This window comes from Trinickia diaoshuihuensis (assembly GCF_003390925.1).
Classification (GTDB): Bacteria; Pseudomonadota; Gammaproteobacteria; order Burkholderiales; family Burkholderiaceae; genus Trinickia; species Trinickia diaoshuihuensis.
This window is the reverse complement of sequence record NZ_QUBS01000026.1, coordinates 158,679-179,312: the sequence shown is the minus strand read 5'-3', so window position 1 is coordinate 179,312 and position 20,634 is coordinate 158,679. Positions and strand designations below refer to the sequence as shown.

The 20,634-nt window shown below is 62.7% G+C and carries 21 protein-coding genes; 9 read left to right on the top strand and 12 right to left on the bottom strand.

The features are described from left to right. Nucleotides 1-46 precede the first annotated feature (46 nt). Nucleotides 47-1,003, top strand: a complete 957-nt coding sequence (locus DXT59_RS07915; protein ID WP_116136359.1) for a C40 family peptidase — start codon at nucleotides 47-49, stop codon at nucleotides 1,001-1,003. A gap of 41 nt (nucleotides 1,004-1,044) precedes the next feature. On the opposite strand, the gene DXT59_RS07910 is transcribed toward DXT59_RS07915, so the two are convergent. Both DXT59_RS07910 and DXT59_RS07905 read right to left on the bottom strand, forming a co-directional pair. Then, nucleotides 1,045-2,055, bottom strand: a complete 1,011-nt coding sequence (locus DXT59_RS07910; protein ID WP_116136358.1) for an inorganic phosphate transporter — start codon at nucleotides 2,053-2,055, stop codon at nucleotides 1,045-1,047. A gap of 18 nt (nucleotides 2,056-2,073) precedes the next feature. Continuing rightward, entirely contained in the window at nucleotides 2,074-2,700 is a 627-nt protein-coding gene (locus DXT59_RS07905) for a DUF47 domain-containing protein (RefSeq protein ID WP_116136357.1), read from the bottom strand. Nucleotides 2,701-3,116: 416 nt separating this feature from the next. Between DXT59_RS07905 and DXT59_RS07900 the strand changes: the two genes are divergently transcribed. Next, on the top strand, nucleotides 3,117-3,488 hold the full coding sequence (locus DXT59_RS07900) for a carbohydrate-binding X8 domain-containing protein (protein WP_116136356.1): 372 nt from the start codon (nucleotides 3,117-3,119) through the stop codon (nucleotides 3,486-3,488). A 66-nt stretch (nucleotides 3,489-3,554) separates the two neighbouring features. Here DXT59_RS07900 and DXT59_RS07895 read toward each other — a convergent pair whose 3' ends face one another. The 7 genes from DXT59_RS07895 to DXT59_RS07865 form a co-directional block, all read right to left on the bottom strand. After that, the gene (locus DXT59_RS07895; protein ID WP_240324441.1) at nucleotides 3,555-5,057 is read right to left on the bottom strand and encodes a glycoside hydrolase family 64 protein; all 1,503 of its coding nucleotides are present in this window, start codon (nucleotides 5,055-5,057) and stop codon (nucleotides 3,555-3,557) included. Nucleotides 5,058-5,497: 440 nt separating this feature from the next. Next, a complete protein-coding gene (gene dnaB / locus DXT59_RS07890; protein WP_116136355.1) occupies nucleotides 5,498-7,927 on the bottom strand; it encodes a replicative DNA helicase in 2,430 nt (809 codons plus the stop codon). Nucleotides 7,928-8,072: 145 nt separating this feature from the next. Continuing rightward, on the bottom strand, nucleotides 8,073-8,525 hold the full coding sequence (rplI, locus tag DXT59_RS07885) for a 50S ribosomal protein L9 (RefSeq protein ID WP_116136354.1): 453 nt from the start codon (nucleotides 8,523-8,525) through the stop codon (nucleotides 8,073-8,075). Between the two features lie 27 nt (nucleotides 8,526-8,552). Next, entirely contained in the window at nucleotides 8,553-8,828 is a 276-nt protein-coding gene (rpsR, locus tag DXT59_RS07880; protein ID WP_018442035.1) for a 30S ribosomal protein S18, read from the bottom strand. 2 nt (nucleotides 8,829-8,830) lie between these two features. Next, nucleotides 8,831-9,130: a primosomal replication protein N gene (gene priB / locus DXT59_RS07875; protein ID WP_116136353.1), complete on the bottom strand. Its 300-nt coding sequence runs from the start codon at nucleotides 9,128-9,130 to the stop codon at nucleotides 8,831-8,833. A 51-nt stretch (nucleotides 9,131-9,181) separates the two neighbouring features. After that, a complete protein-coding gene (rpsF, locus tag DXT59_RS07870; protein WP_102608211.1) occupies nucleotides 9,182-9,559 on the bottom strand; it encodes a 30S ribosomal protein S6 in 378 nt (125 codons plus the stop codon). Between the two features lie 220 nt (nucleotides 9,560-9,779). Next, the gene (locus DXT59_RS07865; RefSeq protein WP_116136352.1) at nucleotides 9,780-10,715 is read right to left on the bottom strand and encodes a LysR family transcriptional regulator; all 936 of its coding nucleotides are present in this window, start codon (nucleotides 10,713-10,715) and stop codon (nucleotides 9,780-9,782) included. Nucleotides 10,716-10,890: 175 nt separating this feature from the next. Between DXT59_RS07865 and gcl the strand changes: the two genes are divergently transcribed. The 3 genes from gcl (at nucleotide 10,891) to DXT59_RS07850 (ending at nucleotide 14,470) form a co-directional block, all read left to right on the top strand. Next, entirely contained in the window at nucleotides 10,891-12,666 is a 1,776-nt protein-coding gene (gene gcl / locus DXT59_RS07860) for a glyoxylate carboligase (protein ID WP_116136351.1), read from the top strand. A gap of 25 nt (nucleotides 12,667-12,691) precedes the next feature. Continuing rightward, entirely contained in the window at nucleotides 12,692-13,477 is a 786-nt protein-coding gene (gene hyi, locus DXT59_RS07855; RefSeq protein ID WP_116136350.1) for a hydroxypyruvate isomerase, read from the top strand. A gap of 87 nt (nucleotides 13,478-13,564) precedes the next feature. Beyond that, entirely contained in the window at nucleotides 13,565-14,470 is a 906-nt protein-coding gene (locus DXT59_RS07850; protein WP_116136349.1) for a 2-hydroxy-3-oxopropionate reductase, read from the top strand. A 378-nt stretch (nucleotides 14,471-14,848) separates the two neighbouring features. Here DXT59_RS07850 and DXT59_RS07845 read toward each other — a convergent pair whose 3' ends face one another. Beyond that, nucleotides 14,849-15,868: an asparaginase gene (locus tag DXT59_RS07845; protein ID WP_420823374.1), complete on the bottom strand. Its 1,020-nt coding sequence runs from the start codon at nucleotides 15,866-15,868 to the stop codon at nucleotides 14,849-14,851. 82 nt (nucleotides 15,869-15,950) lie between these two features. Further along, nucleotides 15,951-16,877, bottom strand: coding sequence for a CysB family HTH-type transcriptional regulator (locus tag DXT59_RS07840; RefSeq protein WP_116136347.1), 927 nt, complete (start codon nucleotides 16,875-16,877; stop codon nucleotides 15,951-15,953). Between the two features lie 231 nt (nucleotides 16,878-17,108). On the opposite strand from DXT59_RS07840, the gene lexA reads away from it, so the two are divergent. From lexA to DXT59_RS07825, 3 genes are all read left to right on the top strand, one after another. Further along, on the top strand, nucleotides 17,109-17,756 hold the full coding sequence (lexA, locus tag DXT59_RS07835; RefSeq protein WP_116136346.1) for a transcriptional repressor LexA: 648 nt from the start codon (nucleotides 17,109-17,111) through the stop codon (nucleotides 17,754-17,756). 31 nt (nucleotides 17,757-17,787) lie between these two features. Next, nucleotides 17,788-18,126, top strand: a complete 339-nt coding sequence (locus DXT59_RS07830; protein WP_116136345.1) for a hypothetical protein — start codon at nucleotides 17,788-17,790, stop codon at nucleotides 18,124-18,126. An 88-nt stretch (nucleotides 18,127-18,214) separates the two neighbouring features. Next, entirely contained in the window at nucleotides 18,215-18,844 is a 630-nt protein-coding gene (locus DXT59_RS07825; RefSeq protein WP_116136344.1) for a DUF2939 domain-containing protein, read from the top strand. A gap of 74 nt (nucleotides 18,845-18,918) precedes the next feature. On the opposite strand, the gene DXT59_RS07820 is transcribed toward DXT59_RS07825, so the two are convergent. Next, entirely contained in the window at nucleotides 18,919-19,419 is a 501-nt protein-coding gene (locus DXT59_RS07820; protein WP_116136393.1) for a universal stress protein, read from the bottom strand. Nucleotides 19,420-19,655: 236 nt separating this feature from the next. On the opposite strand from DXT59_RS07820, the gene nodI reads away from it, so the two are divergent. Continuing rightward, nucleotides 19,656-20,570, top strand: a complete 915-nt coding sequence (gene nodI, locus DXT59_RS07815) for a nodulation factor ABC transporter ATP-binding protein NodI (RefSeq protein ID WP_116136343.1) — start codon at nucleotides 19,656-19,658, stop codon at nucleotides 20,568-20,570. Nucleotides 20,571-20,634 lie beyond the last annotated feature (64 nt).

The window sequence follows — 20,634 nt, the reverse complement described above, 5'->3', positions numbered from 1 at the left end:
GTCGGCTTGAGGGGGCCTCGGATCGCGCGCCCACGGTTGATCGCTCATGAGATTTTGGCTTGTCATTCTTGTCGTGCTGTCGTTGGCGGCGTGCTCGAGCGCGCCGCCTAGGGCCGTGCGCTCGAGCGGCGCCCCATCGGCGGAAAACGCTTGGCGCACCATGCCGCCCGGCGCCCCGCGATTCGTCGATCACAGCACGGGCCGCGAAGAGATCTCCATCGAGGCGATGGGGCTCATCGGCATTCCCTACCGCTGGGGCGGCAACACGCCCGACAGCGGATTCGACTGTAGCGGTCTCGTGCGATATGTCGTCGCGCGCGCCGCCGATGTCGATTTACCGCGAACGACGGTCGATATGAGCCGCCGCGGGGACTCGATCGAGCCCGACGAAATCGCCCCGGGCGACCTCATCTTTTTCAATACGACGGGCCGGCCGCATTCGCACGTGGGGATCTACGTCGGGAAATTGCGCTTCGTGAACGCGCCTTCGACGGGCGGCACCGTGCGGCTCGACTATCTGACCAACCCCTATTGGGCGAAGCGATTCGACGGGATTCGGCGCGTGGCCGCGCCGGTCAAGCCGAAGTCGCCGTTCGACGCACCGACAGAACTCGCGGCGCGACGCTCACCGGCGACGCCCGACGCGCCGGCTGAAGCGCCTAAGCAACTTGCCGTGGGGGTTGCGAGTCCGCCGCCGGTCATGGCGGCAATCGCGCCCGCCCCCGTGGTGTCTGCTCCATTGACGGCCGCCTCGCCGGCGCCTGTGGCGGCCAGGGGCAACGAGGATGCGATCGACGCGGCAGCCGATGCGTTCGAACCGCCTCCGCCGGTCGCCCGCCAGGCCGCTCAACAAGCGCGGCAAGCGGGCGCTGTGTCGGTGCAGCCGATGCCTGTCGAACCCAATGTGCAGGTCATGCGCGCTTCAACGATGCCGACCGTGCAACCTGCGCCAACCGCAACCAGCGACGACCCGATCGCCCGTTTCGCGAACAACGGCGAATAACCGCATCGCGGCCCTCTCCCGGGGCCGCCACGCGGACCAACCTATAGGAAGCGCCGCCCAAGCCACCAAGCGGCCGCCGAGAGCAGCGCCGAGGCAGGGATCGTCAACACCCATGCCCAGACGATGCTGCCGGCAACGCCCCAGCGCACGGCCGACAGCTTGCGCGTGGCGCCGACGCCGACGATCGCGCCGGTGATCGTGTGCGTCGTCGACACGGGGATACCGATCGCCGACGCAGTAAACAGCGTGATGGCCCCGCCCGCTTCGGCGCAAAAACCACCGACGGGTTTGAGCTTCGTGATCTTCTGCCCCATCGTGCGCACGATGCGCCAACCACCGAACAACGTGCCGAGCCCCATCGACAGATAGCACGCGCCGATCACCCATACCGGCGGCGCATCGGCGGTCGCCGACGCATAGCCCGTTGCAATCAGCAGCATCCAAATAATGCCGATCGTTTTCTGCGCATCGTTGCCGCCGTGGCCGAGACTATAGAGCCCGGCCGAAAGGAACTGCAGGCGCCGGAAACGCCGATCGACCTTGCTTGGCGGCGTTCGGAAATAGATCCACGACACTGCGGTCATGAAAAACGAGCCGAGCACGAAACCGAGCAGCGGCGAGATGAAGATGAACGCGACGGTTTTCAAAATGCCGTCGATGTTCAGCGCCCACCAGCCGGACTTGGCCAGCGCCGCGCCGACGAGGCCGCCGATCAGCGCATGCGACGAACTCGCGGGAATACCGAAACGCCAGGTCAGGATGTTCCAGACGATCGCCCCGGCCAGCGCCCCGAAAATCACATAGTGGTCGACGATCTTCGGATCGATCGTACCCTTGCCGACCGTCTGTGCGACCTTCAGGTGGAAGATGAAGTAAGCGATGACGTTGCAAGCCGCGGCGAAGGCCACGGCCTGCTGCGGCTTGAGCACGCCCGTGGAGACGACGGTGGCGATTGAATTGGCCGCGTCGTGAAAGCCGTTCATGAAATCGAAGGCCAGCGCGACGACGATCAACGTCGCGAGGCCCCAAGTGGCGATCTGAATCGATTGCATCGGTGTGGTCCGCCCGCGTTACGCGTTTTCCAACACGATGCCTTCGATGATGTTCGCCACATCCTCGCACTTGTCCGTGATCGACTCGAGCAACTCGTATACGGCCTTGAGCTTGATCAGCGTCTTGACGTTGTCTTCCTCGCGGAAGAGCTTGGACATCGCGGCACGGAGCACCCGATCGGCTTCCGATTCCAAACGATCGATTTCTTCGCAGGCCGTCAGGATTTGCCGCGCCTGGCTCATATCGGAGAGCATATTGACGGCCTTTTGCACGTGCTTGGCCGTTTGCGTGCAGATATGCGCGAGCTGGCTCGCCTCCGACGTCATGGCCTGCACGTCGTACAGCGAGACGGCCGTGGCGACATCCTCCATCAGATCGAGGATGTCGTCCATCGTCGTGATCAGCTTGTGAATCTCGTCCCGGTCGAGCGGCGTGATGAAGGTTTTGTGCAGCAGATCGATCGTTTCGTGCGTGAGCTTGTCGGCCGCCTTTTCGTTGGCTTGCACGCGTTGCTTATGGACCTCGGCTTCGCTCAGGTTGTCGACCAGACGCTCGAGCTCCTCGCTCGCCGAGACGATGCACTTCGCGTGCTCGTTGAAAATCTCAAAGAACTTGCCCTCGGTGGGCATGAATCGACCAAACATAGAGTCAACAAACCATAATAAAATCAATCGGTTAAGGAACGTGCCGCCGACGTCTGAGCCGCATGCGCGCGCAGGAGCGGATTTCATGCGTGGGTAAGAGGTTACGCCGCGTCTGGCTGTGACACTTTCGTGACGGCGCACAGTGTACCGGAAAGCGCCCCACTGCCGACGATCATCGTCAGGTCGCGGCGCATGCGAGCAACAGACCAGCCCGCTTGCGCCGGAGAAAGCCCGATCACCCCCGGACGTAATGCGCGCGCAAGATGCAGGCCGCCTCGCCCTCCCAATATCCGGCAAATACCGATTCCGGCGAGCGCTCCTTGCTATTCGTGCAGGTTTTCGTGCCTAAAGCTGAACTAGGCTTTGGTATGTCTGCATCGATCCGATGAGACATTTATCGAGAATGGAGAAGAAACATGCCGAATACGCGCACAGCCGTTCGTTTAGGCTCTGTAGTCGTTGCCGCAATGGCGGGACTAGCGGGATTAACACTTGAGGCGCGAGCATCGATGACGGACATCGCGATCTGGTGTGTCGCGATCGCCAATCTGCCCGACACCGCATATCAACGTGACTATGACTATGCGTGCGGCGCCGGCGCGGATTGCAGTCCCTTGCAGCCGGGAGGCGCGTGCTACACACCCAATAACCTCTACGCGCATACGTCGTATGCAATCAACAGCTACTTCCAGAATAATGGGCAAAATGCCAGTTTCTGTAATTTCAACGGAACGGCTCAGCTTACGACAACCAACCCCTCGACGCCGGGCTGCGCCTATCCGTATTGACGCGCAAGGCAGGGACGGCGATTGCGGTCCCTGCCTTCGTTGCTACAGTGCGGTCCGAGCGGACAGTTACCACCCGATCCTGATCGTCGCGATGGTCGGATTGGTGCCAACCAGCGACGAGCTGAATCCGCTCACGTCATCGTACGGGAAGCCGTACGTCAGATTGTTGATGGCGTGAGCATGCCAAAACTGCGAGTACGAGTTGGTCGGCTGCGTCGCGTAGAAAGCGCTGGCCGTACCCCATAAGGAGGGATTCTCGGCGACGTGCCGATTCAATGCCGCGCACAACTGCGCCTGTATCTGCAACTGTTTTGCCGTCGCGACGCCCGGCGCCGCGTTTCTCGCGTCGTTGAGCACCCCGTTGCCGAGCAGCACCTCCCCGGTGGTCGGCATGGCGTTGACGTAGTAAGTGCCCTGTCCGTCCGTGAACTGGAACTGACCATTGACGACATGCCCGGTGAACGTGCCCTGCGCGTCCGTGAAGGTCAGGCTTTGCGTCGTGTATTGATTCCAGATCGATTGAATGTAGCTGTCCAGATAGGTCGAGTTAGGGCCGCCTGCGCTAAAGCCGCCGTGTCCCGGCGCAACGATACGATAAGGCGCGTGCACGAGCCCTTGGAACGCCCCCGGCACCTGCGCTTGGAACTCCTGGAACAAGGCCGCCCGGCTCTCCGTCTCGCCCACCGTCTGATCGTACCCACCTTGTCCCTGCAATCGCAGTTGGAGCGGGAAACCGAACTGATCGACGCGCGTGGTGTTGCCGAAGAAGTTCGCGCTATTGATATCGAATTCGATGAAATCGAACGTCACATCGATATTCGGATCGGTTGGGTTATCGATGTTCGGACCAGTGTACCCTGTTACCGGGTTGCCGACCGCTTGCAAATACATCGTGCTGCCTAAGCTCAGATATAACCGGGCCGATGTAATTTGCGGAATCGTCACCGAGTTGCATTGCGACAAGGGAATCGAATAATTCGCATAGCCGATACCGTTCTTCGTCTGTTCGGAATCGTCTGCGGCGCTCATCGGAACGAGTGTGCCGGCACAGTTGACATGGACATAGGCATTGTTGTTCGCCGGGTCCATGCCCACGATCGTCCAATAGACTTGACTGTCCGGATAGGCGCCGTTAGTACCGTTGACTAGGTTGATCGTCGTTCCGGCCGATGGAAACGACCCTTGGCCCGGAGGCGGCGTTGTCGAACCCATCGTGAACTGGGCCCAAGTCGTGTCGAAAGCCGAACCATCCGCCTGCCCCACGGTGAACGAATATTTGACGACAGTTCCTGCCGGAATGCCGGTCACCGAATAGCTGCCGTTCGTTCCCGACATCGTCATGGCGACATTGAGCTGGGGATTGTTACCGACTACATAATGAAGAATGATCCATGCACCGCCTGACGCGTTAAACGCCACCGTATTGGCGTTGACGACCGAGTAGCCGCCGACCGACGACGGCGGCGGGTTGGATGCCGCCGCCTGCGGCGCGTGCATACCGATCAAAAGGACCGCGACAAGCAGCCTTACCCAGATGTTGAACAACGGCTTGAGTTTTTCTCGACTCATCTCTTTCTCCTTCGGGAAAGTGGATTTCGAATTCGATCCGGAACTCATTAGAAAAATGCAGATGCGAGCCAGTGCTTCTCGAGAGCACTCTGAAACCCGTGGCGATGGATAATGCGGATCAAAGATATCGACGCTAATGAATGCAGTCAAACATATTCATAGAGCGCCAATAAAATGCAGGCGTTTTAAACACCGGATCGAGAAACAAAGCCGAAAATCGCAAGCCGTTTTGTAAAACCTCGTATTTCTGGAGAAAATGGAGATACTGAAAATCTAGTATTTTTGGGAGGCAAAATGGGCGAGCGCCTTCGAAAGCATACTGAATGCTTTTATACCGACGCACGGTCGTGCGTCGGTGCCCCGCGGCTTGCCGAGCGGGGCCGCGAGGTTGGGAGCATCAACGCAAAGGAAATGCCGCGACCGGGCGCCGCGGCACCGGATTACTCGCCGCCCATGAACGTCTGCGGGCCGGCGAAGTTATCGAACTTGGTGTACTGCCCGAGGAACGTGAGCCGAACCGGGCCGATGGGGCCGTTACGCTGCTTGCCGATGATGATTTCGGCCGTCCCCTTGTCGGGGCTGTCCGGGTTGTAGACCTCGTCCCGGTAAATGAACAGAATCACGTCGGCATCCTGTTCGATAGCGCCCGATTCGCGCAAGTCCGACATCACGGGCCGCTTGTTCGGCCGCTGCTCCAAACTCCGGTTCAACTGCGAGAGCGCAATCACCGGCACATCGAGTTCCTTGGCGAGCCCCTTGAGCGAGCGCGAGATTTCGGAGATTTCCGTCGCGCGATTCTCGCCCGAGGACGAGCCCGACATAAGCTGCAAGTAATCGATGATGATGAGCCCCAGCTTGCCGCACTGGCGCGCCAAGCGTCGCGCGCGCGAGCGCAATTCCATCGGATTCAAGCCACCCGTTTCGTCGATGAACAACTGGGCTTCGCTCATTTTCTGCACAGCGTGCGTGAGCTTGGGCCAGTCTTCGTCGGTCAGGCGGCCCGTGCGCATCCGATGCTGATCGAGACGACCGACCGAACCCAGCATCCGCATCACGAGCTGCGTACCCGGCATTTCCATCGAGAACACCGCGACGGGCAATCCATACTCCACCGCGACGTATTCGCCGATGTTCATCGAAAATGCGGTGTTGTGCGTCACCACGTAATCGTCCGTGACGTAGAGCCGCGTCGGATGCGATACGGAAATGCATTGCGTCTCGGTCCGACGCGTCGGTTCGATCGAGACGACGACGGGCATCTTGCGCCGCGTGCGCCCGCGCTCGAGCCGCTCGCGCTTGCCTTCGAATAGAAACAGGCTTTGCGGGTCCGGATGACTGATCGTGCATTGATAGGCGATCGCGCCTTCCTGCCTCACGCCGTCGCGCACACACCATGTCTTCTTCGTGGATACCGAGCACCATCCGCCAAGCGAGCGCGCGAGTTCCGTCACGTCGGCCGCAAGCCGGGCGCTCGCGGTCGAATAGCGCACCGTGCCCCACGACTCCACCCAGCCGTCGGTATCGAGCAAACCGCGCAACACATCGAGCCGCACCTCTTTGGCGGCATCCAAGTAGGCGCGTGGGATGAATTTGTCGTAGCTCGTGCAGCCCCACAAATCAAGCAGCTCCAACGCCTGCTTGATGGGGTTTACGCTGGGGCGCTGGGTGCCTGCCGCGGCCGGGCGGCCTTTGATGCGCCAATCGTACTGCCCCGCATACTCGAGTTGAAGGCTCTCACCGACGCGCGCGCGCATCCGCGCAAGCGTCTCGTCGGCCTTGACGCTAAAGCGCACCGACGTTCCATCGATCGCTCCATCGCCCAACAGCGCGCCGAGCACCCACGGGTCCACGGGCAGCGCTTCGCGGTGACCGAAATCGCCGCTCGGCAGGTCGATCCATAGGCGATTTCGGTACCGCTCGCGCGTCAGCAGCGTACGCAATTGCGCCGTATCGACGACGCGTGGCCGTTCCCACTCGCGATAGTGAACTCGCCAAAGGTGCTCGTCGCAACACTCGGCCGAGCGTCCATCGGAGAACGTCACGCGATAGACTTGCCGCTCGCCCTGCGGGTAGATGCCGGTCACCATCGAGGGGGCGCCATCGACTGACGCCAGTGCGTCGCCAAGCTCCAGGTCGCCCATCCGCTTCCAGCCCGTGAGCGTCTTGACTCGCGCATCCAGGGGCTGGGCTTTACCCATCGACGGGCGTCCGGCCACGATGATCAGTTCGCCGCCGTGCATACCGGACGTCATCCGGTCCAAATCGACGAACCCCGTCGGCGTACCCGTCACGTCGCTCGGATTGGCCGTGTGATACAGGGTATCGATGCGCTCGACCACTTCCGTCAGCAGCGGCCCGATCTCTAGAAAACCCTGGGTGCCGCGCGCGCCTTCCTCGGCAATCGAAAACACCTTCGATTCGGCCTCGTCCAGCAATTGCCGGACTTCCTTGCCCTGCGGATTGAACGCATCGGCCGAGATCTCGTCGGCCACCGACACCAAGCGCCGCAACACCGCGCGGTCGCGGACGATTTCCGCATAGCGCCGGATGTTCGCCGCGCTCGGCGTGTTCTGAGCGAGCGCATTCAAATAGGCCAAGCCGCCGACGTCGTCGGCCTTACCCGAGGTCGTCAGCGCTTCGTATACCGTCACGACGTCGGCCGGCCGCGTCGTCGAGATCAGCTTGCCGATATGCTCGAAAATAATCCGGTGATCGTACCGGTAGAAGTCGCTTTGGGACAGGAAGTCGGCAATGCGGTCCCAGGCGGCGTTGTCCAGCAGCAGCCCGCCGAGGACCGATTGCTCGGCCTCGATCGAATGCGGCGGGACTTTTAGCGATTCGAGTTGCGGATCGTTCGTCGGAGCGTTCATGGGGAGGCATTATCGCGAAATGGCCGGGCATCCGCCAGCGGCGAAAACGAGGCCAAAACAAAAAAGGCAGGAACCGGCGCGCCGGCTCCTGCCCTTTTCAATCTATGCGCCAAACCGGGGCGATACCCGGTTCGGCTAGCGACACTTACGCGTGCTCGCCGAGCACCGAGACCGTCACGTCGACCGTCACGTCCGTGTGCAGCGAAACTTGCACGGGGTGGTCGCCCACCATCTTCAGCGGGCCTTGCGGCAGACGCACTTGCGCCTTTTCCACCGCGAAGCCTTGCTTCGTCAGCGTTTCGGCGATGTCCGCGTTCGTGACCGAGCCGAACAGACGGCCGTCGACACCGGCCTTCTGACCGATCTGGATCGTCAGACCGGCCATCTTCTCGCCTTGCGCTTGCGCGGCGGCGAGCTTCTCGGCGGCAGCCTTTTCGAGATCGGCGCGGCGCACTTCGAATTCAGCGATCGCAGCCTTCGTTGCACGGCGTGCGAGCTTTTGCGGGATCAGGAAGTTACGGGCGTAGCCGTCCTTGACCTTGACCACGTCGCCGAGGTTGCCGACGTTGACGACTTTTTCCAAAAGAATGATTTGCATTCGAATTCTCCTTATCGCGCCGTCTGATTAGGCCTTGTGCAGGTCGGTGTACGGCAAGAGCGCGAGGAAACGCGCGCGCTTGATCGCCGTATCGAGCTGGCGTTGATAGTGGGCCTTGGTACCCGTCAGACGAGCCGGCGTGATCTTGCCGTTTTCGCCGATGAAGTCTTTCAGCGTTTCGATGTCTTTGTAGTCGATGTACTCGACGCCAGCAGCCGTGAAGCGGCAAAACTTCTTGCGCTTGAACAGCGGGTTTTGTTGCTGACGGCGCTTGTCGAATTTCTTACCAGTCGGGCGGGGCATGTTCAGTCCTTTCCAATGTCCTGCAATTCTGTGATGTGAAACACCAAGGTTCTCGCGTTGCGGTTCTTCTTCGCCAGGAAGCCGGTGAAGAGCGTTTCGACGCCCATCTCACATGTTTCCAGCTTCCCGCTCGCGGCACCCGCGGCCAGCGCGGGCATCGTCAATTCAACTTGCCGGACGATACCGGCCTCGACGACTTCCCCGCGATGCTGCAGCGTACAGCTTGCGATCGGAACGCCCGCCGGCGTATAGCGCAGCGGCTCGCGCTCGACCACGCTGGCCGTGAGTTGCAGCCTGTTCACGAGAGCGGCGGAAAACCGATGGAACCCAGGTGGCTTAAACCGTGAATACCGTTAAGCCTGCGCTTCGGACGGTTGCGACGAGGCAGCCGCCTTCTTGGCTTCTTCGCGCTGCACTTCCTTCATCATCGGCGACGGGCCGGTCTCGGCCTTCTTCATCTTGACGATCAGGTGACGCAGCACGGCGTCGTTGAACTTGAATGCGTGCTCGAGCTCTTCGAGCGTAGCTTGATCGCATTCGATGTTCATGCAGACGTAGTGAGCCTTCGCGAGTTTCTCGATCATGTAGGCCAGTTGGCGACGGCCCCAGTCTTCGATGCGGTGGATATTGCCGCCGCGCGTGGTAATCGTGGACTTGTACCGCTCGATCATCGCGGGCACTTGCTCGCTCTGATCGGGGTGTACGACGAAGACGATTTCGTAATGACGCATACACACTCCTTGTGGATAGAAGCCACCCGGGCGTCGATGCCCCGATACCTTTTTGCACCGCGAATGCGATGAACTGGATCGGGCCAACCGGTGTGGCAAGTGAGAAGCCGGAGAGTATAGCGCATCGGCCGCCGGGGCGCAATTTAAGGATTGCACGCGACTCCGGCCCACGCCAATGGGTCGCGGCCGGAGGACGATCGCCCGCCAATCGGTCGCCCGGCTAATCCGCCGCGGAATCGGCGCCGGACGCGCTACCGCCCCAATAGCCGGGCCGCGCATAGACTTCCTTCAGGTAATCGATAAAGTACCGCACCTTGGCGGGCACGTAGCGCTGCTGCGGGTAGACGGCAAGGATGTCGTACTCGGGCAACGCGAATTCGTCCAATACGGTTTCCAGTTCGCCACGGGCGAGCTGATCGGCGATCTCCCACGTGGAGCGCCAGCCCAGCCCGAGCCCTTCGGAGGCCCAACGGTGCAGCAGTTCGCCGTCGTTGCAATCGAGCGAACCAGTCACGCGCATCGTCACGCGCTTGCCGCCGCGCTGAAAGTACCAGCCGCGGTTTTGTCCGCCTTGCAGGTTGAAGGCAAGGCAGTTGTGGGCGAGCAGATCGTCGAGCGAACGCGGCCGGCCGTGCCGCGCGAAGTATGCGGGCGTGCCGCAGACGACGCGCCGGTTGGTCGCCAGTTTGACGGCCACGAAATTCGGATCCACGGCGCCGCCGATCCGGATCGACAAATCGTAGCCCTCGCGCACGAGGTCGACGACTCGGTCGGTCAGATTGAACGACATTTGCAGCCCGGGCTTGTCGGCGAGGAACGACGGCGCGAGCGGCGCGACGTGCTTGCGCCCGAACGCGGCCGGCGCCGAGACGATCAAATGCCCGCTCACGGCCCGGCGGCCGGCGGCCAACTCGTTCTCGGCCTGATCCCAATCGGCCAGCAGCCCTTTGCAGCGCTCGAGGAAAGCGGCGCCCGCCTCGCTCACGACGAGGCGCCGCGTCGAGCGGTACATGAGCTTCACGCCGAGGCGTTTTTCGAGTGCGTCGATTCGGCGCCCGAGAATCACCGGTGACACGCCCTCCTCCAATGCCGCCGAGGCCAGGCTGCCGGCCTCGGCTACGCGCACGAATGTTTCGATCTGCTTGAAACGATCCATCTTCCCGTCCTCGCACTGCCTGCGACGCAATCGCGCCGCGCACCTCTTCGCCACCGATTCGATACTTTTTGTATCGAAATAACGAACTCGAAGCGATCTTATCAAACCTTTCCGGTGGTCCTACAGTGCGACTAACCCGCGATTTGCGCATTGACGAACAGGAGAAGGAGACACCATGCCGAAGATGAGAGCCGTCGACGCAGCCGTGCTCGTGCTGGAAAAAGAAGGCATCGACACCGCGTTCGGCGTCCCCGGCGCCGCGATCAATCCGCTCTATTCGGCGCTGCGCCGCGCGGGCGGCATCAGCCACGTTCTGGCCCGTCACGTCGAAGGCGCTTCGCATATGGCCGAGGGCTACACGCGCGCCGCACCGGGCAACATCGGCGTATGCATCGGCACATCGGGACCCGCCGGTACCGACATGATTACCGGACTTTACTCGGCGCAGGCCGACTCGATTCCTATTCTCGCCATCACGGGACAAGCACCCCGAGCGCGGCTCTACAAGGAAGACTTTCAAGCGGTCGATATCGAATCGATCGCCAAACCCGTCACGAAGTGGGCCGTCACGGTGCGCGAGCCGGCGCTCGTGCCGCGCGCGTTCCAACAGGCGTTCCATTTGATGCGCTCGGGCCGGCCCGGGCCCGTGTTGATCGATCTGCCGATCGACGTCCAGTTGGCCGAGATCGAATTCGACATCGAGACGTACGAGCCGCTGCCGGCGTACAAGCCCAAGGCGACGCGCAAGCAAATCGAAGCCGCGCTTGCGATGCTCGATGCCGCCGAGCGCCCGTTGATCGTGTCGGGCGGCGGCGTGCTCAATGCCGGCGCCGAAGCCCTGCTCGTGGAGTTCGCCGAAACGGTGGGCGTGCCCGTCGTGCCGACCCTCATGTCGTGGGGCGCGATTGCCGACGATCACCCGCTCATGGCCGGCATGGTCGGTCTGCAAACGTCGCATCGCTACGGCAACGCCACGATGCTCGAAGCGGATTTCGTGCTCGGCATCGGCAATCGCTGGGCGAACCGGCATACGGGCAGCATCGACGTCTATACGAAGGGTCGCAAGTTCGTGCACGTCGATATCGAACCGACGCAAATCGGCCGCGTGTTCGGCCCCGATCTGGGCATCGTGTCGGATGCGAAGGCGGCGCTCGAGTTGTTCGTCGAAGTAGCGCGCGAATGGAAGTCGGCCGGCAAGCTGAAAGACCGCGGCGCTTGGAGCGAAGCCTGCCGAGCGCGCAAACGCAGCCTGCAGCGCAAGACGCACTTCGAGAACGTGCCGATCAAGCCGCAACGCGTATACGAAGAAATGAACAAGGTGTTCGGCCGCGATACCTGCTATGTCAGCACGATCGGGTTGTCGCAAATTGCCGCCGCGCAGTTTCTGCATGTGTACAAGGCGCGCAACTGGATCAACTGCGGCCAAGCCGGCCCGCTCGGCTGGACGATACCCGCCGCGCTCGGCGTGAGGGCCGCGGACCCGAGCCGTCCGATCGTCGCGCTCTCGGGCGATTACGACTTCCAATTCATGATCGAAGAGTTGGCTGTGGGTGCCCAGTTCAAGCTGCCCTATGTGCACGTCGTCGTGAACAACGCGTATCTCGGGCTCATTCGCCAAGCGCAGCGCGCCTTCGAGATGGATTACTGCGTGCAACTCGCGTTTGAGAACGTCAACGCGCCGAAGTTGAACGGCTACGGCGTGGACCATGTCGCCGTGGCCGAAGGCCTCGGTTGCAAGGCCCTGCGCGTGTTCGAGCCCGAGGAGATCGCCCCCGCGCTGCAAAAGGCGCAAGCAATGACCGCCGAGTTCAACGTGCCGGTCGTCGTCGAAGTCATCCTCGAACGCGTCACGAATATCGCGATGGGCACGGAAATCGACGCCATCAACGAGTTCGAACCGCTCGCGGATTCGCGCAACGACGCGCCGACGGCGATCTCGCTGCTCGACTGACAACCGACCGAAGAGTGACAGCAACATGCCGAAATTCGCAGCCAACCTGACCATGCTGTTCAACGAAGTGCCGTTCCTCGAGCGTTTCGAGGCGGCGGCACGCGCGGGATTCAGCGCAGTGGAATTCCTGTTTCCTTATCCCTTCGCCGCGGCCGAATTGGCCGAGCGGCTCGAGGCGAACCGTTTGCGCCTCGTTTTGCATAACCTGCCGGCCGGCAATTGGGAAGCGGGCGAACGCGGAATCGCATGCCTGCCCGATCGCGTGGCCGAATTTCGCGACGGCGTGGGGCGCGCGATCGACTACGCGAAAGCGTTGGGCGTGCCGCAGCTCAATTGTCTCGTCGGCATCCCGGGCCCCGGGCTCACGCCCGAACGCGCGCGCTCGACCATCGTCGAGAACTTGCGCTACGCGGCCGCCGCGCTCGAAAAGGAAGGGATCAAGCTGCTCGTCGAGCCGTGCAATTCATACGACATCTCGGGCTTCGCGCTCAATCGATCGAGCGAGGCGCTCGACGTGATTCGCGATGTCGGTTCGAGCAATCTATATCTGCAGTACGACATCTATCACATGCAGCGCATGGAGGGCGAAATCGCCGCAACCCTGCAAACGCTGCTGCCGCGCATCGCCCACATTCAACTGGCCGACAACCCCGGCCGGCACGAACCGGGCACGGGCGAAATCCATTACGCGTTTTTGTTCGACTGGCTCGACCGGCTCGGCTACGGCGGCTATATCGGCTGCGAGTACAAACCACGCACGACGACGCTCGAAGGTCTTACGTGGGTGCGCGAAATCGCCGGGGCGCGGTGACCCCGCGCTGACCTCCATTCGCGGGGGCGGCGCTTGATCATCCCCCCCCGAAGCAAGACGACAAACAGCTAAACGGACTCTATCGACATGGCAAAGATCGGATTCATCGGCCTCGGCATCATGGGCGCGCACATGGCGCGCAACCTCCTCAAGGGCGGCCACTCGCTCGTCGTCAACGGCGCCTATCCCGTACCCGACGATCTGCGCGAACACGCTACGATAGCGGCGGATTCGACGGCGGTTGCACGCGCATCGGACATCGTCATCTCCATGGTTCCCGATACGCCCGACGTCGCCAACGTGCTGTTCGCCGACGACGGCGTGGCCAAGGGCCTCTCGGCCGGCAAGCTCGTCATCGACATGAGCTCCATCTCGCCGCTCGACACGCAAGATTTCGCTAAGCGCATCAACGCGCTGGGCTGCGACTACCTGGACGCCCCCGTATCGGGCGGCGAAGTCGGCGCGCGCGACGCGACGCTTTCGATCATGGTGGGCGGCCCGGAGCAGGCCTTCGAGCGCGCCAAGCCGCTGTTCGACTCGATGGGCAAGAACATCACCCTCGTGGGCGAAAACGGCGCCGGCCAAACCTGTAAGGTCGCCAACCAAATCATCGTCGCGCTCAATATCGAGGCCGTCGCCGAGGCACTGCTGTTCGCGGCGCGCTCGGGCGCCGACCCCGAGCGCGTGCGTCGAGCGCTGATGGGCGGGTTCGCATCCTCGCGCATCCTCGAGCTGCACGGCGCACGGATGACGGCGCGCACGTTCAAGCCCGGTTTTCGCGTCGATTTGCATCGCAAGGATTTGAATCTCGCACTCGACGGCGCGCGCCGGCTCGGCATCGCCCTGCCGCACACGGCCAGCGCCCAGCAGTTGTTCAGCGTGTGCGCCGCGCACGACGGCGGCGGCTGGGATCACTCGGCGCTGCTGCGTGCGCTGGAAATCATGTCGGGCTTCGAGATCGCTCGAGCGCCGGCCGAAGCCGTCGCGGCATGAGGACTCGGCCCGAACATCGGGCTCGAGGCAAACGAACGAAATCAGCCGTATTCGGCCGTTCGATCGAACGCGAACGGCCTACACGTGGGGCGCCTCGCCGGCGCGTGCAAGGCAAGACCGAGAGCGACCGGGCATCGATCGATGCATGGGTGCGTACGAGGTCGGCGCCGAGTACACGCATGGCAGGCAAAAAGCCGCTTCCGGGCTGAAAGCGGCAGTGGGGTCCGCAGCGGCACCCGGCGGCGCCGGGGAAGCCTTGGTCGGTCAGACGTCGTCGTCGGGTGTCCGCCTGTCGGATTGTCACGCATGCAATCGCCGCGAGCATGCGCTCTCGCGCGCATCGCGCCGAGGCCCCGCCGGGCCGGTATCCGTATTCCGTCAGTACGTATCGAACATCCGTTGCAGCGCGGCCGGTTCGTGTACGCCCGCGTTCAACGCGAGCATGAGCAGCACGCGCGCCTTGTACGGATTGAGCGAACCCGCGCTGACGAACCCAAGCGCATCGTCGGGCGCGGCGCCGTTGCGCATGACGTGCCCCGAGCCCACGCGCGACGAGCGCACGACGGCGATGCCGCGCTCGCGCGCGTCGGCCAGCGCCGCTTGCACCGAGGCATGAATGGAGCCGTTGCCCGTGCCGGCGACGACGATGCCGTGCACGCCAGCGGCCACGAGCGCATCGACGGCCGTGCGCGAGGCGCCGGCATAACTCGCGACGATTTCGACCACGGGCCAGCCCGCGCGCGCGGCGAAAGGGGTCCCGTTCGTATGAGCGCGCGTGACGGTGCGGGCAAATTCCACGCGGCCGTCCTGCACCCAGCCCAATGCGCCGATCTCGGGCGAATGGAAGGCATCGACGGCATACGTGCTCGTCTTCACGACGTCGCGCGCGCTGTGGATTCGATTATTGAAAGCAACCAGGACGCCCTGCCCCCGCGCGGCCTGCGACGCCGCCACGGTCACGGCGCCGAGCAGATTGAGCGGTCCGTCGGCCGAGAGCGCCGAGGACGGACGCATGGCCGCCGTCATCACGACAGGCTTGGCGGTCTTCACGGTCAGATGCAGCGCATAAGCCGTTTCCTCGAGCGTATCGGTGCCGTGCGTGACGACGATGCCGTCGATGTCCTCGCGCGCCGCCAACTGCGCGATGCGCTCGGCAAGCGTCGTCCAAAGCGAGACTTCGAGGTCTTTGCTGTCGATGCTCGCCACCTGCTGCGCTTCGATATCGGCGACGCTCGATAGCGCCGGCACGGCGGCCAGCAATCGATCGACGCCGACGACGCCGGCCTGATAGCCCGAGGTTTGCGAAGCGTCGGCCGCGGAGCCGGCGATGGTGCCGCCGGTCGCGAGCACGGCGATGCGCGGCAGCGCCGCGCCTAAGGAGGAGGATTGGGTCGTCATCATGGGCGCCATTCTAACCGCCCGCCTTCGCGGGCGAACGCCCTCGTTTCACCTACCCGCGCACAAGCGGGTTAGCGGTGCATCAAGCCGCTTCGCGCAACTGCCCCGACATGCCCGCCTCCGACAACTGCGGCGCGAACATCTCGATGAAGCGGTACGCGTACGCGCGCATGAAGGCGCCCCTGCGCAGGCCCACGCGCGTCGTGCTGCCCTCGAACAGATGCTGCGTGTCGAGCGCGACGAGTTCGGTATCGCGCTTCGGGTCGTAGGCCATCGCGGCGACGATCCCCACGCCCATCCCGAGTTCGACATAGGTCTTGATGACGTCGGCATCGATTGCCGTGAGCACCACGTCCGGCAACGCGCCGATCTTCGCGAACGATGCGTCGATATGCGAACGGCCCGTGAAATCGCGGTCGTAGGTCACGATGGGATACTCCGCGACCTCCTCGAGCGTGACGCGTTCGCGCGCGGCGAGCGGATGGCCCTTGGGCACGACGACGACGTGATGCCACGTATAGCACGGAAACGTCACGATGTCGGAGAAGCGATCGAGCGCTTCCGTCGAAATCGCGATGTCGGCCTCGCCGTCGATCAGCATTTGCGCGATTTGCTGCGGATTGCCTTGGCGCAGCGCGAGCTGAACCTTCGGGTAAGCGCGCGTGAATTCGCGCACGACCTTCGGCAACGCATAGCGGGCCTGCGTGTGCGTCGTCGCCACCACGAGGTGGCCGGTCTGCTCGTCGGCATATTGCCGGGCGACGCGCCGCATGTTCTCCGCGTCGAGCAACATCCGCTCGATCAATTGATGGACGGCCTTGCCCGGTTCCGTCAATCCCGTGAGCCGCTTGCCGCGCCGCACGAAGATGTCGATACCGAGTTCGTCCTCGAGATCCTTGATCTGCTTGGAGACGCCCGATTGCGACGTGAACAGCGCGTTGGCGACTTCCGTGAGATTCAAGTTGCGGCGCACCGCTTCGCGCACGAAGCGCAACTGTTGGAAGTTCATGCGTGGGTTTCTCCTGGGCAAGCGGGAATCGTCGATCGGCGCCGTCTCTCCCATCTCTCGGCGCCCGGGTCGAGCCAGTCTAGGCGATGCTTTTTATTCTCATAACTAATAAATACTTATTTTTTAATAACTATATGTTTTAAAGCGGCGCGACGGGGTCGCAACACAGCACTTGATCTTCCGCGAATACTGTATAAAAATACAGCAACCTGTCTATCCATACAGTGCGACATGACCAAACTCACCGCAAGGCAGCAGCAGGTATACGATTTGATCCGCCAGTCGATCGAGCACAGCGGCTTTCCGCCCACGCGTGCCGAGATCGCCGCGGCACTCGGCTTTTCGTCGGCGAACTCGGCCGAGGAACATCTGCGGGCGCTCGCGCGTAAAGGCGTGATCGAGTTGGCGGCCGGTGCGTCGCGCGGCATTCGGCTGCTCGCGCCCGAGGACATGCCTCATCAGTTCTCGCTGCCCCATCCGGGCCTGATGCAGCTATCGCTGCCGCTCGTGGGCCGAGTCGCGGCGGGCAGTCCGATCCTCGCACAAGAGCACATCTCGCAGCATTACGCCTGCGATCCGGCGCTGTTCTCCAGCAAGCCCGACTACCTGCTGAAGGTCCGGGGGCTCTCGATGCGCGACGCCGGCATTCTCGACGGCGACTTGCTTGCCGTGCAACGGCGCACCGAAGCGAAGGACGGGCAGATCATCGTCGTGCGTCTGGGCGACGACGTGACCGTGAAGCGCCTGAAGCGCCGTCCCAACGGCATCGAGCTCATCGCCGAAAACCCGGACTACGAAAACATCTTCGTTCAAGCCGGGAGCGCCGATTTCGCGCTGGAAGGCATCGCGGTCGGGCTGATTCGCCCGTCCGAATTCTGATTTCGTACACCGCATACGTTAGGGAGCCGTCATGGATCGCCTTGCCCGCCTCATGCCTTTTCGCGCTTTCGGCCGCTTGCGCCATTTGCGTGGCGTCATTCCATGCCCGCCGCTGGTTGCCGCCGTCATCAGCCCCGAGCGGCACGACGATGCGGCTCGGGCGAGCATGCAACCGAACGCGTTGCCCGCATTCGCGCGCGTTTCGCTCAATAGCGCATTGCACGCCGAGCCAGCGAGGCGCGCCCCCGTGCGCGTCTACCATGGTCCTTCGCGCGTGATCATGGTCGGCACCATCGACGCTGTCTGCAAAATGATCGACCGGTGCATCGACGATGAGCGTGCAGGCGTACCGGCGGCGCAGTGGGGTTGAGCGGCTTTGGGTAGGCGGGCGATGCGCGCGGATCGTTTTGGCGCGTTTGCGGTCAATGTAGATTGACCATCGATAAAGGCAATCTCTCATGACCGCTGAGTACCGTTCCCCTGCACGCAAACCGCTAACCACGACGATCGTCACGGGCGTCGTTTTTGTCGTCGTCGTGCTTGCGGCTTTCTCGTACGCGTCGCCCTATCTTGTGCTGAGCCGGCTGCGAGACGCGGTGCAGGCGCGCGATAGCGCAACGATCAATCGGTATGTCGATTACCCCGCCTTAAGAGTCAGTCTCAAGGCGGAGGTGACGCAGATGTTGAGTCGACGGGTCGATGCCGAGAAGCTTCAACACCCGCTGACGGCATTAGGCGCCCTGGTCGGCATGGCGTTCGTCAATCCGCTCGTCGATGCTTACGCAACGCCGGACGGCGTAGCCGCATTGCTTAAAGGGCTGCCGCCACGAGGCGAGCCAGGCGAAGCGCCGCCGCCGGCCGGCGACGCGCAAACGGACGCTGCGCAACAAGGGCAAGCAGAACGACAAGCACCGGCCTCACCGGCGTCAGCGCCAACATCCGCGGCCAAAGCAAACGCGGGTTACCGGGACAGCAGCACATTCGCGGTCACTTACACCCGTGATCCCGGCGGCGTGCCTTATAGCGTCATTTTTCATCGCCGCGGCTGGTTCACGTGGCAAATCGACGCCGTCGAACTGAATCCGTAGGCGTCGAACGGGCATCAAAACCGATACGAGGCAGCGACGGATGACAACGCGCCCCCGCCTCGGCCTCGGCGCGTTCAAGTGCCGGAGGCACCTGCCGGTGTCGTTGCCGTAGCGGCTTCCACGGGTTCCTGCTCGCGCGGCGCGGAAACGGCCACGAGAATGCTGCACGAAACGCGGTCGAGCAACAGCGTATTGCCCGAGCCCATCCACCATCGCGACAATCCGCTGCGCGCGCGATGACCGACGACAATGAGATCCACCTTGAGCTCGTTGGCCAGATTGGTGATCTCGTCGATCGGATGGCCGAAAGCGAAATGACCATGCGCCAGCACACCGCGCTCGGTTAGCCAGTCCACGCCCTCTTGCAGAATTTCCCGCGCGGCATCCTCGAATCGGCCGCACGCCACGTCCGTCAGCAGGCCGGCGCTTTGCGCGATGCTCGTGCGCATATCGACGACCGAGAGCAAATGCGTCTCCGCCTTGAGATCGAGCGCGAGATCGGCACCGCAGCGTAGCGCCTTGCGGCCCTCGCGGGTACCGTCGTAGCACAGTAGGATTTTCTTGTAGCTCGCCATCATGGCCTCCGAGCCGCGCGAATCGCGGTATGTCGTTTCAATCATGGTGCGGCGCAGTGGGACTTGCAAGGCTAGGAAAACGCCTACTTCCCGCTCGTCCGCGCGCGCCCGCACCGCCATCCGCGCTGCGCCGCACCAGCCAGGCACGCATTGGCTTTGCGCAGGGGAACGAGTGCTATGCAATAGAATGGGGCACCGTCGGCCCTGAACTAGTGCGGTACCTCTCGTTCGTCCTCATGTCCAACAACGCCATCGAATTTCGCGACGTGGTGAAGTACTACAGCGATAAGGCCGTCGTCGACGGGCTGTCCTTCCATGTCCGCGCTGGAGAGTGCTTCGGCCTGCTAGGGCCCAACGGCGCCGGTAAAACCACCACACTGAAGATGTTGCTCGGTCTCGTGGAGCCCGATGCGGGAACGATAACGCTTGGCGGCTACGCTATCCCGTCCGGCGCGCGCTTAGCGCGTCAGCGCGTAGGCGTGGTCCCACAGTTCGACAACCTCGACCCTGATTTCAGCGTGCGCGAGAACTTGCTCGTCTTCGGCCGCTACTACGGACTATCGGCGAGCAAGACGCGCGCCATGGTGCCGGAGTTGCTCGAATTCGCGCGCCTGGAGAGCAAAGCCGATGCGCGCGTCGGCGAATTGTCGGGCGGCATGAAACGGCGGCTGACGCTGGCGCGATCGCTGATCAACGATCCGGATGTGCTGATTCTCGACGAACCGACGACCGGGCTCGATCCACAGGCGCGTCATTTGATTTGGGACCGGCTGCGCTCCTTGCTCGGCCGCGGCAAGACAATCTTGCTGACGACGCATTTCATGGAAGAAGCCGAGCGGTTATGCGATCGGCTTTGCATCATTGAAGAAGGACGCAAGATCGCCGAGGGCACGCCGCGCGATCTGGTCGAGAAGGAAATCGGCTGCGATGTCATCGAGGTCTACGGACCGGCGCCGACGGCTTTGCGAGACGAGTTGGCACCGTTCGCCACGCGTACCGAAATCAGCGGCGAGACATTGTTCTGTTACGTGCGCGACGCCGAACCCGTTCATGCGCGCCTGACGGGACGCGCAGGCTTACGGTACGTGCACCGGCCGGCGAATCTCGAAGATGTGTTCTTACGGCTGACCGGACGAGAGATGCAAGACTAAATGCGATCGCGGCCCGTATGCGCGGGCCGCAACCCGAAACGACGAGAACGAAACGATGGATGCC